The sequence below is a fragment of the Primorskyibacter sp. S87 genome, assembly GCF_049801055.1.
In the GTDB taxonomy this organism is placed as follows: domain Bacteria; phylum Pseudomonadota; class Alphaproteobacteria; order Rhodobacterales; family Rhodobacteraceae; genus JBNAGF01.
The window spans coordinates 103,500-119,262 of the sequence record NZ_JBNAGF010000010.1; the positions used below are offsets into that span (position 1 = coordinate 103,500).

The following is a 15,763-nucleotide window of genomic DNA, read 5'->3' on the forward strand; positions in this document are numbered from 1 at the left end:
GCGTGCTGAAGAGCAGTTGGTCGTGTCATTTCGGTAGATGCGCTGGGCCTGATGCCTTTCGCGGAAAGATTGCCGATTGCCGGCTGGTGAGCAAGGGTCCGAAACGCTGTTGACCATCCCGGCGGGACCGTGCCGGGGGCGGCACCGGAAGACGCCGGCGCTTTCTAAAGTGCCTCAAGCGAAAGGATGGCCCGGTTTGCAAGCGCTTGGGCATGCTGGGCGTTTGCGATTTGGATCGCCTTTTCAAAGGCGGCCTTGGCGCCGGACTTATCACCAAGGAAAGCACGAATTTTGCCGTTGATCCGATGCAGTTCGGCTTCTGCCCAGTACTCGCCGGTCTTTCCCTGTTCTTCAAAGGCGCGATCGACCGCGTGCTGCGCCGCTTGTGGATCACCTGCCCTGAGCAGGGCTTTGGCCTGCTCACTGAGATACAGCGTGACCCAGAGCCAGCATCCCTTTTCACGATATCCCGACAGGGCCATGTCAAGTTGGCCGGCCGCGTTGGGTTCGTCGGTCATGCAGGCAAGAACTGCGTCGTGAATGGATACGAAGTTCTTCCACAACGCCATGTCATGATTGTCGGACAGGCTTCGCATTTCTTCATTGATTTCCCGGACTCTCTCGATGTCGCCGGTCCAGATCGAATAGGTGACCACGTGGAGATCCGCATAGCAGATCGTGTTGGCGTGCCTGAGTTCACGGGCCCGGGTCAGAGACCTTTCGACGGTTTTCATTGCCCCGGCTTCGTCACCGCACATCCATTGGGCCAGAAGCATATAGCACCAGATCTGAACTCCGGGATCTTGCGCGAACTTTGCCGAAAAATCCACAATGTTTGCCGATTGATACAGGTCGAATGCAACCTGAAGATCCTTGAGTGCTTCGGCGGAGTTGCCTTTGGCAATGAGCGTTGCCGCCCGCATTCTTCGAGAGATCAGGCGCGGCACGGGGTCGGGTTCATCTGCCATCTCATCGACCAGCCGCGACACGAGTTCAAAGGCCCGATGCAAATCATTGCGGATGTAGGGCGCGATCCAAGTTCCGTAATAGATGGCGACCTTCAGTTCCGGATCTTGGGTCGCATCAATCCGTTCCAGCGCTTTCGAAAATGTATCGCTGGCCTCGGCCGATGCATAGCCGTCCTTGGCGATATGGATCTGTGCAAGCTGAACCAAAAGCTCAAGTTCCCGTTCTCGCCAATCCGGAGTGTCCAACAACCCAGACACCAGTTTGAGGGCTGCGCGCAGGTGGTTGCCCGCTTCGATAAACGCCGGGCGGGTCTGTGCGGTTTTTGCAGCCTGTTCCCACAACAGAATGGCCTTTTCCGTCAGGCCGGCCTCGGTGGCATGGTGCGCGACCAATTCGGCCGGAGCGTTGGGATCGGCTTCGAACAAGTCCGTCAGCCGATGGTGGATCTTCAGTCGGCGGCTTTTCAGAAGGCTTTCGTAAGCGACATCGCGAAGCAGGGCGTGCTTGAAGACATAGGTGGCCTCGGGCGGAGCACCGCGCCGGAAAACAAGCTCGCTGCGTTCCAGTTGACCAAGGGCCTCATCAAGTGATTTCTCGTCGACGCGGGCGATCTTGGCCAGCGCCGTACGCTCGAAACTGCGGCCAATGCAGGCCGCCATCTGTGCGATTTCTTTGACCGGCTGCAACCGGTCGATCCGGGCCATCAGGGAATCGTGTAGCGTTGCCGGAATGGTGACCCGGTCAAGAGGGCCGGCAAGTTCGTAACTGTCCCCGGTTTCGATTAGGTCGCCGGATTCCAAAATGGTTTTGGTGAACTCTTCGATAAACAGCGGGATTCCATCGGTACGGGCGACGATCTCGGCGATCAAAGCGTCTGGCAGGCTCTTTCCCCGAGTGATCTTTGCCAGAACATTTGAGGTCTGTTCCGATCCTAGCCGGTTCAAAGTCAGTTTGGATACGATCGGGTGGCCACCAAATCCATGTTCAAAGGTCGGACGGGCTGTAATCAGGATCATCACGCGCTCTGTCGTGATCTTGTCCAGACAGGCTTCGAGCATCGCAAGGGTCGAAGCATCGCTCCAATGTGCATCCTCGACGAGCAGAAGCACCGGCTTTTCCCGCGATATCTCTCGCACTTCGGCCGAGGTTTCCTCCATGATCCGGGTGCGGAGCTGTTGAGGCGACAAGTTGAGTTTCTGCCCGGCCGAACCGGGTTCGATCATCAGCAACTCGGCAATGATCTGTGGATCGGCGGCGCGTAACAGCGACCCGAGCTTGTCAGTTTTTTGCTGAGTACTGTCAGTTTCCTGAAACCCCAGTGCATGCGAAAGCTGCCTGATTACCGGATAAAAGCTGGAATCCGTATGGTATGGGGAACAGTAGTAGTTGATCCTGTAGTGGTCAAAGGCCCGGATCTCGTCAATGACTGCCCGTGTCAGCCGGGATTTTCCAATGCCCGCTTCGCCGGTCAGGACAGTGACCTGCCCTTCGCCGGACATCGCGCGGTGCCAGCGCTCCATGATCAGCGCAAGTTCGTGGTTGCGTCCGATCATTGGCAGAACCGGGTCGAGATCTTCGGCCTCGTACCTGCTTTCGAGGCTGCGTTCCGCATCTACCAGCCAGGCCTGAACCGGCTGATCCATACCCTTAATGTCCAGCTCTCCCAGAGTGGTCAGATCAAAGTCAGCATGGATAAGTTGCTGGGAGGCGTTCGACACCACAACCTGACCGGGTTCCGCAAGTGCCTGTAAACGGGCCGCCAGATTTGGGGTCTCGCCGACGACAGCCTCTTCGCGGGCGGCACCTTCTCCGACCAGATCGCCGACAACGACCATACCCGTGGCAGAACCCGCGCGGGCCGACAGGGGTTGCCCGTCGGGCGCCTGCAACTCTGCAACAGACCTGACGATCTCCAGTCCGGAACGGGCCGCGCGTTTTGCGTCGTCCTCGTGGGCGGTTGGCCAGCCAAAGTAACACAGAACTCCGTCGCCCATGTATTTGGCAACATGACCTTCGTAGCGGGTCACGATACCAGCCACTATGTTCTGGTATCGTTTGATTACGTCGCTCATGTCTTCGGGGTCGAGCCGCGCGGACATGGCAGTCGACCCGACAAGATCGACGAACAGAGTTGTCATGTGACGACGTTCCGCCTCGCGCGCAGTGTTGTCTGCTTCGGACGCGTCGGATGTTGGCGCGGAAGGCTGCTTATCTTCGATGGCAGCACGCAACCGCTTGCGAGCCCCCAGCGAAAGGCCGATTTCGCGCATGTCCTCGTCGGTCAGGTCAAAGATGACATCCAGATCAATGTCATTTTCTGTAAGCAGTTCCTCGAGTTTCCCGAGGCCCTGTTGCGACAGCCATTTACCTAAATCGGACATCAGGAGACGGGGTCCTTTCCTATGGCCAACCCGCACAGTGTTCCCGATCGCGCGCCATAGGGCAATGAATTTCCCCGGTAATTGGAATCTGACAATTAGAGCAGGAGCAGTTGAAAGCGGCCTTGGGTGGACAGATCGCTACTTTGCCCCCTAGGTTGGCGGGTTCGTTGAAGAGGGAACATTTGATGAGTTTGGATGCAGCGACGTTCGACAAGATGACCGAAGCGTATACGGCAGCGTGGAATTCGGGAAACCCTGAGGCGGTGGCAAACCACTACGCGGCCGGAAAGGGGATCACGATCAACCGTGGTGAGAACCAATTTGGTCGCGCGGCAATGATCAACATGGCCGGGGGCTTCATGGCGTCGTTTCCGGATCTGAAGCTTTACAGAGATTTCATAAGACTGGCGGGGGACCGTGCGATTTTTGGCTGGACGCTCGAGGGCCATCATTCGGAAACAGGCAACCTGGTCCGGGCAAGCGGCTGGGAAGAGTGGGAATTGGACGAAAACTGCATGATCACCAACTCGCTCGGATGGTTTGATGCGGTGGATTACGAACGACAGGTATCCGGCAACGCGAGTGACAAAGGTTGATTTGCAGCCCGAAGGCTGTCGGGGAACCTGCGGCCTAGACACGATCGTTGTCGGAACATGCTGTCACCGGGGTGCTGTCTCAGAAAAGATTGGATTTTTTCTCGAAAGTCCGCAAAAGTTGTGCCACTGCTCGCTAAATGTTTTCGAATGAAAGCAAATTCCTGCTCATCGCTCTGGGAGGTTTCGATGCTTCGCCTGCTCTTGTCGACAACAATACTTCTGGCTTCCGCTCAATTCGCCGCGGCTGACGGCGCGCCCAGTGCCGCAGCGGCCGAGGGCACGTTCAAGGATAAACCGTTTTCGCCCTATGCGAACCGGACGTTCCCGGAGCGCCCTCTTTGGGGAGAAACGCATCTGCACACCGGGTTGTCTCTGGATGCAGGAGCATTCGGCAATATCCTTCGGCCGGATGACGCGTGGCGATTTGCCAAGGGTGAGCAGATCACCTCTTCGACAGGTCAGCCGGTGAAACTGAGCCGACCGCTCGACTGGATGGTTCTGACTGACCATACCGACCTCATGGGGTTTGCCCCGGATCTTCAGGCAGGTAAGCCGGAAATCCTCGCGGATCCGAAGGGTCGGGAATGGTATGAGGGATACACGGCCGGTGGTGAAGCCGCAGGAAAATCGGCCTTTGACCTGATCACGAATTTTGCGCAAATGACGCTTCCGCCTGCGATCGTGGATGCATATAGCCCGGGCGCGGACGCGTTTTCCTATGTCTGGGAAGAAATCGTTCTTGCCGCCGAACGCCACAATGATCCCGGCACCTTTACGGCCTTTATCGGCTTTGAGTGGACGTCAGTTCCAAAGGGGTTCAATCTTCATAGAAATGTCGTTTTGCGCGACGGCCCAATGCGGGCCTTGCAAGTTGTTCCGCCAGTAACCCAGCCGCCATTGGGGGACACCAACCCGCTGACGCTGTACAAGTGGCTTGAGGACTATCAGGAAAAAACCGGGGGACGTGCCGTCGCATTCTCGCATAACGGCAACATGTCCAACGGCTGGATGTTTCCCACCGAAGGAACCTACCACGGCGGACAGGTTGACGAGAATTACGTGACCCTGCGTGCGAAATGGGAGCCGCATTACGAGATCACCCAAATCAAGGGCGATGGCGAAGCCCATCCAAAGTTGAGTCCGAACGACGAGTTCGCGGATTACGAAAATTGGGACGTGGGCAATCTCGATCTGACTGAACTCAAGACCGACGAAATGCTGGCAGGGGAGTATGCCCGCGAGGCTCTGAAACAAGGGCTGGCGCTTGAGGCAAAGCTGGGCGTGAACCCTTACAAGTTCGGGCTCGGCGGGGCGACCGACAGCCATACAGGCCTTACCACGGCGGAGGAAGAAAACTTCTTTTCGAAGTCCGTCAGTGTAGAGCCATCGCCGACACGCATTGAGCATCCGTTCATTGAAAGCAAGCTCGGCAAGATCGACGGACATAAGCTGGTCGCATCGGGGTACACCGCGGTGTGGGCAACGGAAAACACTCGTGCAGCGATCTTTGACGCGTTCAAACGGCGCGAGACTTATGCAACCACCGGACCGCGCATCGGTTTGCGCTTCTTTGGCGGCTGGAACTTTACCGATGACGACCTCCGCACCCGGTCGCCTGCGGTTGCCGGCTATGAAAAGGGTGTCCCTATGGGCGGGGATATGCGCCCGCGCGAAGGGGAGGCGGCACCCTCATTCCTGTTGTTCGCCCTGCGGGACCCGATAGGCGCAAATCTGGATCGGATGCAGATCGTGAAGGGCTGGATGACAGCCGACGGTCTGCTGGAGGAGAAGGTTTACGACGTTGCATGGTCGGACGGTCGCGAACAGGATGCCAATGGCAAGGTGCCCGAGGTAGGAAACACGGTCGATCTCGAAACTGCCAGCTGGTCGAACACGATCGGGTCCTCAGAGCTGACAGCGGTTTGGACCGACCCGGATTTCGACCCGGCTGAACGGGCGTTCTACTATGTTCGTGTTCTGGAAATCCCGACCCCGCGCTGGGTGGTTTATGACAAGGTCCGCTTTGGGATTGAGCTTCCGTCGGAAGCGCAACTCATCCATCAGGAACGCGCATATTCCTCTCCGATCTGGTATACGCCCCAGGGGTGATCCGACCATTCGGAGTTGCTCCGGCTTTCGATCAATCACATTGCCCGCTCCGGATACGGGGCGGGCATTATCAATTTGCGGCTATTTGGCGATCTACAGGATCTCGACCGCGACCTGCATATTTGAGAAGGCGATGTATTTGTAGGTGATCTTGTGTTTCTTGCAGACTTCCTGCCAGGCTTTATACTCGCCGTTTTTCCAGTTCGGATATCCGTAATACTCATCGAAAACCACGACGCTTCCGGAAACCAGTCTTGGCGCAATGTTCTGAAGAACGAACAACGCGCTTTCGTACGTGTCGCAATCAACATGGCAAAGGCGAATGTCACCGCTGTGCTTCTTGAGGAACGGTGGGAGAGTCTTGTCGAACCAACCTTTGTGAAGGGTCACGTTCTCACTGACTTTCGGCATTTGCCCACCCAAATCAAATGCGCCTTTGGGCAGATGATACCCCGTCCAATCTTCCGCCAGCCCTTCGAAACTGTCGAAACCGTGCAGCTCTTGATCAGGGAACAGCTTGGAGAAGTGATTGATAGACTTGCCTTTGAAAACACCAAACTCAAGAAACAACCCGTTTTCGAGATTTGCCGAGGCTGCAGCATAGTTCCAGAGCGATTTGCCTGTCTCGAAGATCATCGCCGTTCCAAGATTTTCCTGTGCATACTCGGCAGAGTCGATGATCGAGCGTTCGCGTAGCACATGGTAGACGCTCAACTTGTAGGGTGCGTTGCCCAGTAGCCTGGCAAGCCGACGTTCATTCATCTGGATCTCCATCACTGGGTTCTGATGCTCAATGGTCGTTGTGGGTCTTTGCTCAAAACCTGCACCAATGCCTATCTCTGCCCAAACATAATTGGGTTCGTTTGACGCGGTAGGTTTCAGCTGTGCCCAATTGGCACCGGTGGGCAATTCGTCTTCGCCCCATGTGTCGTAGGGGCAAGGCTGGCCGATCTAACCGGTGCAGGTTTCTTTCGGGGCCGGGACATCCTTGATCTGACGAATTTCAATAGATGACTGTCCGGTGCAAGATTTCGTTTTGGATTGTAACTGGATTATCCTACTATACCTGAGCCAGACCAAAACTGAACCAAAAAGCTTGTGCAGCAAGCTAAGGAGGAATAGTGGAAGAGCAACTGGCCGCGCTAACGACGCAGCTCGAGGAGCTGAAAACCGCTGCCTCGGTAACCAACAGGATCTTTGCCGAGGCTTACTACTATCTGACGATCCCCTTGATGATACTAATCCACGCAGGCTTTCTGGCCTACGAGATGGGGGCTTCGCGTACAAAAAACGTGCTTTCATCAGGGGTTAAGAACATTCTGGCTTTCGCCTTTATGCTACCGACATTCTGGTATTTTGGCTGGTGGGTCTATTGGGGTTTCCCGACAGGACTGCCGGGCGCACCCGGACCCAACGGAATTTCCGGGGTGGAGTATGCAAATTCCATCGCCCTGCCATGGGTGGAGTACATGGGGCCGAACATCGCCGACAACGCGTCAGGTGTGTTCTGGGGGGCTTTTGCCATGTTTGCTGCCACCACGGCGTCGATCATGTCGGGTGCCGTGATCGAGCGGATCCAGACCGTAGGTTTCGTTCTGCTTGCCATCGTCCTTGGTTCCTTTGCCTGGGTTGTAGCTGCGGCCTGGGGATGGCACGCGGACGGATGGCTGGTCCAGAATTGGGGCCTGCATGACTTTGGGGCTGCTGGCCTTGTACATGCCGTTGCCGGGTTCTTTGCACTTGGCGTTCTGATCAATCTCGGGCCGCGCATCGGCAAGTTCAACAGTGACGGGACATCGAACCATATTGCCGGTCACAACATGCCGCTTACCTGTGTGGGGCTGATGCTGATTATCGCGGGTTTCTGGGGTTTCCTCATGGCGTGCGTCATCATACCAGGCGAGGGATGGTCCTGGTTCGGAGACAAGCTGGCCACGATCTACGGGACACCGATCACGCTGTCGTCCCTGGCCTTCAACATCCTGATGGGTATGGCTGGCGGTACCATCGGCGCCTGGATCCTGACGCGCGATCCGTTCTGGATGATGTCAGGAATGCTTGCCGGGATCATCTCGGTGGCGTCCGGGCTCGATATCTATTGGCCGGGCCTGACGTTCCTGATTGCCATGGGGGCCGGGCTGTTGCTGGCACCTGCTGCCAACATGTTGGAACGCATGGGCATCGATGATGCAGTAGGGGCCGTGACAGTGCATGGCACCATTGGCTTGTATGGCCTGATCGCACTTGGCGTTTTTGCAGCGGGTTACCCCTCGCTACAGGGTGCTGCAGGCGAAGCGCCGACTATTTCGCTGATGGGGCAGATCGTCGGGGCGGTGGTCTTCTTCCTGTTGGGCTTCGTCCCGGGCTATGTCTGCTCCTTCATCCTGAAGGTGCTGGGCCTGTTGCGTGTACCCGCAAATGCCGAAGAACATGGGTTGGATCCGGTCAAGGTGGCTTCGTCCGCCTATCCCGAGGGCATCCCGATCTCAGCGCCTCCCGCCATCTAATCGTGACAAGGAAAGGAACAAATCATGGGATTTCCATTTAGCGAACCGACATGGGATGTCGTGACCGGTGCCATGTATATGGGGGCAGGGTCATCCATGCCTTCTATCTTTACGTGGGTGTCAATTGTCGCGTGTGTCTGGGCGCTTTGGGCCGGAAACAGGAAAGAGCACAGTCTCTATTCCGAGTATCACTAAGACTTAGAATCAAAAGAATGTATCGGGCCGCCCGGAGCGGCCCGATTGATTTTCCTCCCATGAGGAAAAGTTGTTGATGGACCAAGATCTGCCACAACTCGATTTTAGCGCACCCGATTTCTCGACCCGGGGCGGCGAAATTCACCGCGTCCAGAAACTGAATTGGTGCGCCCGTACCAATTATGGACTGGCCGTTCTTCGCTATAAAGAGGCAGGTCAGTTGCTACGCGACCGGCGTTTGCGACAAGGCAGCCACGCCTGGCCCGAAACAGTGGGTTTGGCAGGCGGTTTCGCCGAGTTTTGGCGACGCAGTATCATCTCGCAAGAAGGTGACCGACATCGAAAGCTCAAGCTCTTGGGGCGAGCCGCATTGTCCGATGACTTCGTCGCAGATCTGGCACCAGAATTCCAAAAGATAGCCAGATCCCTTTTGGACGGTCTTTCAGACACTTCCGAGTTTGAGTTCATGGCACGGTTCAGCGAACCATTTGCCGGGCTGGCCATCGCCCATTTGTTGGGAATGGATGCCGGACAGGCCGCCGCGATGGCGCGGGATGCCAGCACTTTGGGGCTCGCGATGGGGATCGGTGCCAGCGCACATGAGGCCAAGATCAATCGGGCCTTTGATCGCTTGTACGCGCTTGCCGGTCATCTGGTTGATCAGGTGAGGGCGGGACAGGATCGCTCAAGCTATATCGCGCGGCTTGTTGCGGGTTTTGACAGGGACGGGGGCGAGGATCTTCGGACGCTGTTGGATTTGATCGTCATATCCATATTTGGCGGGGTCGATACCACAAGGGCGCAACTCGGTTTTGCGATCGCACTTTTTGTTGAGCATCCCGGTCAGTGGCAAAAGCTGCGAAATCATCCTGAGCTCGTGCATCAGGCCATAGAAGAAGTCATCCGCACGCGTCCCACGACCACCTGGAGCACCCGAGAAGCCATACAGAATTTTTCCTTTGGTGGCGTTAACATTCGCAAGGGAGAAACCCTGCACATCCTTGTTCATGCCACGGCATTTGATCCCGAAGCGGGACAGGGTGAACGGCAATTTGACATTGGCAGGCGGCGCAGGGTTCATTTCGGCTTTGGTGGTGGCGCACATCATTGCCTCGGCCAGTTTGTGGCGCGGACTGACATGGCGGCAGCCTTGACAGTCATGCTGAGGCGCTGGCAGCATTTCAGCTGGTCGGGAAGCCCGGAATTCCTGCCGGACAGCGGCAACACCAGCCCTGTCCGGCTACCATTGAGTGTCGAATGGGATCAGCTGGCGCCTGAGTAGTCGCCCTTGACCCGTCCCTTGGTTGGATCGAAGTGCGGAAAGGTCGTCACTTGGGCACGTAGTCGTTTCTGCTGGCCGTCCAGCTGACCGATTTCGATCTCTGTGCCGGGGGCCGCATGGGTGACAGCGACCCGCCCGAGGGCAATAACCTTGCCGAGGTAGGGGGACTTCATCGCCGAAGTGATCTCGCCCACCTGTGCTTTGCCGATGCGAACGCAGTCTCCGGGGCTGGGAACCGTTCCGCCCTCGATCTCGAAGCCGACCAGCCTGCGGTGGGGATGAGCCTTGCGTTCTTCCAGTGCCGCGCGGCCAATGAAGTCGTCGGTCTTGGATTTGAGAGGAACGGTAAAGCCGATCCCGGCCTCCCATGGGTCGGTGCTGTCGTCGAATTCGGACCCGGCAAAGATCAGACCGGCCTCGATCCGCATCAGGTCCAGCGCCGCCAGTCCCAATGGGGTTAACCCATAATCCTGTCCGGCTTCCCAGACCGCATCGAACACTTCGGTTGCGTCCTTCGGGTGACAAAATATTTCGTATCCAAGCTCACCGGAATAGCCGGTCCGGGAGATCACCACGGATGTACCGGTCACGTCACCGATCCGTGCAATTGCCAGTCGGAACCACGGCAGCTCTTGGATCGCAGGCTGGGTCGGCGGCGTCCAGAACACCTTTGTCATGATGTTACGCGAATGCCGCCCCTGCACGGCGATGTTGTGCAACTGATCCGTTGAATTGCGCACCCATGCATTCAGCCCGCGTTTCTGGGCCTGTTCCTTGAGCCACAAACCGGAGGTGTCATTGCCGCCGATCCAGCGGAAATTGGTATCACCAAGGCGGTAGACGGTGCCATCGTCAATCATGCCGCCATGTTCGTAGCACATGGCGGTATAAACCACCTGGCCCACGCTCAGCTTTTTCATGTTGCGGGTCACGCAGAGCTGCATCAGTTCCTCTGCGTCGGGGCCGGTGACTTCGTATTTGCGCAGTGGGCTGAGATCCATGATCGCCGCTTTTTCACGAACGGCCCAATACTCCGCAATCGTGCCGATGTTGGGGAAGGTGTTTGGCAACCAGTAGCCGTTGTATTCGACGAAATCCTGTGTATGCCGGGCAAAACAGTCGTGAAACGCGGTTTTCTTGGTTTCTTCCACATCGGCCTCCGCTGATTTGCGATAGCCGACAGAGCGGCTGAATTCTTCGGTCGGTCTGTAGGTGCGGACCTGAATGTCCGTCGGGTTCCACCCATTGGCCGGGTCCACGTCACAGGGGCAGGCGGTGCTAACGCAAACCAGATCGCTGAGCGCCCTGAGCAGGACGAAGTCGCCCGGGCGCGACCACGGGTCATCCATGCCGATCGCGTTGGTTTCGTCCAGCATGGTGTTAAAAAAGAAGTTGATGGCTGGCCAACCGCCTCGCGGCCGGATGCCGAACTTGGCCAGATCCGTGTTCATGTTGTCCGAGCAGTTTATGTGACCGGGATATCCAAGATCCTCGTAATAGCGCGCCGTGCAAGCCAGCCCGAACGTATCGTGGCGCCCGCAGGTGTCCTGAACAATTTCCACCAGCGGTTCCTGATCGACAGACCAGTATTTCGAAAAGATGCCGGGGGAAGGGTATAGGCTGCCCATGAGGCTGCGCGTCGTGGTGGGATCAATCTCGCGTTCCAAGCCTCGGTCGAGCGCGCGCAGAGAAAAGGCCTGAAAGTCCGAACATTCCCGGCCCTTTACGTCGACGATCTGGATGAATTCACCCTTCTTTACCTCGTAGGACGTGGCATTGCCCGGCAGGATGTTAAAATCCTGCAGAGGATCGGCCAGCGGGTCCGGAGGGCCAATCTCCCCCTTTGCCGTGCCGGGGATATTTCGCCGAACATACAGGATCAGATCCGAAGGCGCATCATGCTTTGCGGGATCCATAGGCCCACCGGGTGCGGCGAGGATCAGCAGGCCATCGGAATGGGCGACGTAGGTTTCCATGTCTCCCGGTCTGGCGGTCTCCGGGAACAACATGATTGCGTCTCCGTCGCCAATCCGGAACCCGGCAGCGCTGAGCGCCTTGAGCACCTTCCGCCCGGATGGGGCGCCGAGGGCAAGCGTGTCGATCACACCCTCGGGGCGACCGTGGCCTTGCGCGCCCAACATGCCGGCGTCCGACTTTCCGTCCGGAGTAAAAAACACCATCTCGCCCCGTTGCAGGCCATCTGGGTTGAGCACGAGGATTTCATCCCCCTTGTCGATCCTGACAGAACGACTACCGCCACCGGGGACAGGGTGCCGTTCTGTGCCATGCGGCAGGATAGGCAGGCCGGGTGTTGTTATCCCGTGGCGTTCGAACGGCACCTCGAAAAGCGGCTGGACGTTCATGATGCTGTCTCCGGATACGAGGGCATGTCACTCAAGCCCCAGGGCGGATTTGCGATCGCGGGCCCATTTGTTGATCACCATGTCAAATGTCAGAGCCATGAGCGAAACGCAGATCCCCAGTACGAAATTCTTGCCCAGATCCGTGCCGGCAAGTGTGCGTTGCAATTCCTGACCCAGATCCTGGGTTCCGATGAAGGCAGCAATGATGACCATGAAAAAGGCGAACATGATTGCCTGATTGAAACCGACCGCCATGGTCGGAAGTGCAAGCGGTAGCTGCACCGATTTCAGTTTCTGCATCCGCGAGGCACCGGACATGTCCGCAGCTTCGGTCATCTCGGGGGGGACTTCGCGCAGCCCTTCGACGGTGTAGCGGGTCAGCGGTACCAATGTGAAAATCAGGATCGAGAAGACAACGGCCACGTCGTTCACGCCAAACAGCATGATTGCAGGGATCAGATAGATGAATGACGGAAAGGTTTGCGCGGTGTCCACGATGGTAAGCATGACCTTGTCACGAGGCCAATCGCGGACTGCCAGCCAAAGCACGAAGAACGTGGCGGCAAAGATGTAGAGCGAGGGAGAGGCCGGCGAAAGAAACGCGGCCGAAGTCTCGGTCGCGGAAAAGAAATGGTAGAAACCAGCGACCAGCATTGCACCCAGAATGATCGGAATTCGCTTGAAGATGAGCGCGACGAACCCGATCAGGAAATCTTTTGGTCCGTTTCTCCATGTTAGTGGCTGCGCGGCACCGCGTGCTGTCCAGATTGCCAGAGGCAGTCCAATGAGCGTGGCCAGCACAACTGCCGAGACCACCGTATAAAGCGTGATTACCGACCGGTCCCACCATCCCGTTGACGCAACGATGGAAAAGAACAGCCCGGCAATGATCGCTTCACGCCGTCCTGCCATCCAATAGGCAAACCCAACAATAACAAGGATAAAGGCCGGTGTCGGGATCCACAGAAGCGCGTTGCGGAACGGGATCAGGACCTTGACGTTGAGAAACCATCGCAACCATTCGGTGGTTGCCTGTACGCCGTCGATATCTAGGAAATGCTTGATCGCGGCATCGACCTGTTTGCCCTGCGACAGATCCTGTGTCCGGTGCACTTCTCCGATAACGCTAAACAGGTATTGCAGCAGGTTCCCCTGATTGGCGCCCTCGGTCAATGTGTAGTTCGGCACTCGGTTGGCAAAGTAGGACAGGCAGAGAAAGCCCACAAACAACGCGCAGCCGAGAACCAGGTAGAAGTTTCGCTTCCACCAGGGTGTTCCCTTTTCGAAATGTTCCGGCTGCTTGACCACCCAGGCCTTGGACAAACGGTCCAGCGTCACCGCCAACAGCACGATGGTTACACCGATTTCGAAGCTCCGCCCCAGCTTGAACGAATTCATCATGGCCAGCAGTTTTGCGCCCAGGCCCGGCATCCCGATAAAGGCGGTAAGAACCACCATCGCAAGGCACAGCATGATGACCTGATTGACGCCAACAAGGATTTCAGTGCGCGCAGCGGGCAGGTAAACATGCCGCAGCATCTGCCAGCGCGAACAGCCCGACATCTTGCCGGCTTCGACAACTTCGGGGCTGACCTTTTGCAATCCTAGCGTTGTCATCAGGATCATAGGCGGCATGGCGTAGACGATTGTTGCGACTGCGCCGGCTGTTGGCCCCACCTTGAAGAAAATCACGGCCGGCAAGAGATAGGTAAAGAACGGTAGTGTTTGCAGCACCGACAGCACGGGCCGCATGGCCTTGTCGAACCAATTGTATTTCCAAGCGATTATGCCGAGTGTCAGGCCAAAAATGAAGGCCAGGGGCGCTGCAACACTGATCACGGAAAGGGTTTGCATGGCCAGCTTCCACTGGCCGATGAGTGCGGTCCAGATGAACGTCCCACCTGCGAGCGCAGCCAATCGCCAGCCGCCCAGATAGTATCCGATCACGGTTCCCACAGCTGCAATCGCGGACCAGGAAATCGGCCCCAGGTTAGGCCATCTGCGTTTGCCTTCCAGCAGGTTGGCCGTGGAGTTCAACAGGAACTCCAGCGGGCCTTCGGCAAACCATCGGGTAACATAGATGATGCCGGGCCGGCCTGACTCCATATCGCCCTTGATGAACTCGAAAAAGGCATCCATCCACTGCGCATATGGCGGGATCATCGCTTCCGGAACACGGTTCAACCACGCCGGAAGCACCCCCAGGATCTTGAGCACAACTAGCAGCACTGCAGTTCCGAGGATCGCTCGCAATACTGTTACGTGTCCGCCTCCGCTGCGGGTTTCCCGGATGGCGCTATCGTCCGTCACAGAGGCCATTACCTTTCGCCCATCAGCACATCGAGCGCGGCCTTTCGGTCCAGAATTCCGACAATCGCGCCAACTTCGTCAGCGACGGCAAGCTCATCGGAACTGTCAGATACCAGCCTTCGCGCAAGATCATGGATCGTTGCGCCGGCAGATACAGGATCACCCGCGGGTACATGGTCGTTGATGGGCCGAGCCAGAACGCCGGCATGCACGACGCGGGCCTTGTCGATCTCTTCGGTGAATTTGGCGACATACTCGGTCGCTGGATTCATTACGATTTTGTCGGGCGTGTCGCATTGTTCGACCGCTCCGTTCTTCATGATTGCGATGCGATCCGCCAGACGCAGCGCTTCGTCGAAGTCATGGGTGATGAACACAATCGTCTTGCCCAGCATCGCTTGAAGGCGCAAAAACTCGTCCTGCATCTCGCGACGGATGAGCGGATCGAGCGCAGAAAAGGGCTCGTCCAGAAACCAGATGTCTGGTTCGATGGCCAGCGAACGTGCAATGCCCACGCGCTGCTGCTGGCCGCCGGACAATTCGCGCGGGAAATACTCCTCGCGCCCTTCCAAGCCCACAAGTTTGATAACTTCCAGTGCGCGGTCGCGTCGTTCGTGCCGATCCTGCCCGCGCATTTCCAGCGGAAAGGCGATGTTTTCAAGTACGGTTCGATGCGGCAACAATCCAAAGGACTGAAAAACCATGCCCATCTTGTTTCGGCGAAGGTCGATCAATTCGCTTTCGGACAAGGCCATGATATCCTGGCCTTCGACTTCAATCGTGCCGCCGGTGATCTCATGAAGGCGGGAAAAGCAGCGTACCAGCGTGGATTTTCCTGACCCCGAGAGGCCCATTATCACCAGCATCTCGCCGCGGGCGACCTCGATCGAGACATTCTTGACCCCGGCGATGTAGCCGTCAGCCCGTATCTCGTCATAGCTTTTTTCGCCGTCCATCGACGCCAGATAGCGTTCGGGATTGGCACCGAAGAGCTTCCAGACATTGCGGCAGGAAATGACGGGTGGCTGACTATTCAAAACGGTACTCCCCT

General features: G+C 57.2%; 10 protein-coding genes. 5 read left to right on the top strand and 5 right to left on the bottom strand.

The genetic code is table 11. From position 1 onward, the window contains the following. Window positions 1-164: 164 nt before the first annotated feature. A complete protein-coding gene (locus ACP15U_RS16360; RefSeq protein WP_425046226.1) occupies window positions 165-3,350 on the bottom strand; it encodes an adenylate/guanylate cyclase domain-containing protein in 3,186 nt (1,061 codons plus the stop codon). 185 nt (window positions 3,351-3,535) lie between these two features. Here ACP15U_RS16360 and ACP15U_RS16365 point away from each other — a divergent pair, with 185 nt between their 5' ends. Together ACP15U_RS16365 and ACP15U_RS16370 are read left to right on the top strand one after the other, a co-directional pair. Then, window positions 3,536-3,946, top strand: coding sequence for a DUF1348 family protein (locus ACP15U_RS16365; RefSeq protein WP_425046227.1), 411 nt, complete (start codon window positions 3,536-3,538; stop codon window positions 3,944-3,946). A gap of 186 nt (window positions 3,947-4,132) precedes the next feature. Continuing rightward, entirely contained in the window at window positions 4,133-6,055 is a 1,923-nt protein-coding gene (locus ACP15U_RS16370; protein WP_425046228.1) for a DUF3604 domain-containing protein, read from the top strand. Between the two features lie 93 nt (window positions 6,056-6,148). Here the strand turns inward: ACP15U_RS16370 and ACP15U_RS16375 are convergent, their stop codons facing one another. Next, entirely contained in the window at window positions 6,149-6,817 is a 669-nt protein-coding gene (locus ACP15U_RS16375; RefSeq protein ID WP_425046229.1) for a class I SAM-dependent methyltransferase, read from the bottom strand. A gap of 359 nt (window positions 6,818-7,176) precedes the next feature. On the opposite strand from ACP15U_RS16375, the gene ACP15U_RS16380 reads away from it, so the two are divergent. The 3 genes from ACP15U_RS16380 to ACP15U_RS16390 all read left to right on the top strand — a co-directional run bounded on the left by ACP15U_RS16380 (window position 7,177) and on the right by ACP15U_RS16390 (window position 10,039). Then, window positions 7,177-8,562, top strand: coding sequence for an ammonium transporter (locus ACP15U_RS16380; protein WP_425046230.1), 1,386 nt, complete (start codon window positions 7,177-7,179; stop codon window positions 8,560-8,562). A 24-nt stretch (window positions 8,563-8,586) separates the two neighbouring features. Beyond that, window positions 8,587-8,757: a hypothetical protein gene (locus ACP15U_RS16385; protein ID WP_425046231.1), complete on the top strand. Its 171-nt coding sequence runs from the start codon at window positions 8,587-8,589 to the stop codon at window positions 8,755-8,757. A gap of 76 nt (window positions 8,758-8,833) precedes the next feature. Beyond that, window positions 8,834-10,039 carry a cytochrome P450 gene (locus tag ACP15U_RS16390; protein ID WP_425046232.1) on the top strand — a complete coding sequence of 402 codons (1,206 nt, stop codon included), beginning with the start codon at window positions 8,834-8,836 and terminating at the stop codon, window positions 10,037-10,039. Here ACP15U_RS16390 and ACP15U_RS16395 read toward each other — a convergent pair. The 3 genes from ACP15U_RS16395 to ACP15U_RS16405 are packed head-to-tail and all read right to left on the bottom strand — an operon-like array spanning window position 10,021 to window position 15,749. Further along, a complete protein-coding gene (locus tag ACP15U_RS16395; protein WP_425046233.1) occupies window positions 10,021-12,402 on the bottom strand; it encodes a DUF1989 domain-containing protein in 2,382 nt (793 codons plus the stop codon). The genes ACP15U_RS16390 and ACP15U_RS16395 overlap by 19 nt on opposite strands. Before the next feature lie 27 nt (window positions 12,403-12,429). After that, window positions 12,430-14,721: an ABC transporter permease gene (locus ACP15U_RS16400; RefSeq protein ID WP_425046234.1), complete on the bottom strand. Its 2,292-nt coding sequence runs from the start codon at window positions 14,719-14,721 to the stop codon at window positions 12,430-12,432. Continuing rightward, on the bottom strand, window positions 14,721-15,749 hold the full coding sequence (locus tag ACP15U_RS16405) for a quaternary amine ABC transporter ATP-binding protein (protein WP_425046235.1): 1,029 nt from the start codon (window positions 15,747-15,749) through the stop codon (window positions 14,721-14,723). Before ACP15U_RS16405 ends, ACP15U_RS16400 begins: the two co-directional genes overlap by 1 nt. Window positions 15,750-15,763 lie beyond the last annotated feature (14 nt).

Excerpts from the sequence above, each read along its gene's own strand:
- ACP15U_RS16360 (WP_425046226.1), bottom strand. The coding sequence starts at position 3,350 with ATGTCCGATTTAGGTAAATGGCTGTCGCAACAGGGCCTCGGGAAACTC.
- ACP15U_RS16365 (WP_425046227.1), top strand. The coding sequence starts at position 3,536 with ATGAGTTTGGATGCAGCGACGTTCGACAAGATGACCGAAGCGTATACG.
- ACP15U_RS16370 (WP_425046228.1), top strand. The coding sequence starts at position 4,133 with ATGCTTCGCCTGCTCTTGTCGACAACAATACTTCTGGCTTCCGCTCAA.
- ACP15U_RS16375 (WP_425046229.1), bottom strand. The coding sequence starts at position 6,817 with ATGAATGAACGTCGGCTTGCCAGGCTACTGGGCAACGCACCCTACAAG.
- ACP15U_RS16385 (WP_425046231.1), top strand. The coding sequence starts at position 8,587 with ATGGGATTTCCATTTAGCGAACCGACATGGGATGTCGTGACCGGTGCC.
- ACP15U_RS16390 (WP_425046232.1), top strand. The coding sequence starts at position 8,834 with ATGGACCAAGATCTGCCACAACTCGATTTTAGCGCACCCGATTTCTCG.
- ACP15U_RS16395 (WP_425046233.1), bottom strand. The coding sequence starts at position 12,402 with ATGAACGTCCAGCCGCTTTTCGAGGTGCCGTTCGAACGCCACGGGATA.
- ACP15U_RS16400 (WP_425046234.1), bottom strand. The coding sequence starts at position 14,721 with ATGGCCTCTGTGACGGACGATAGCGCCATCCGGGAAACCCGCAGCGGA.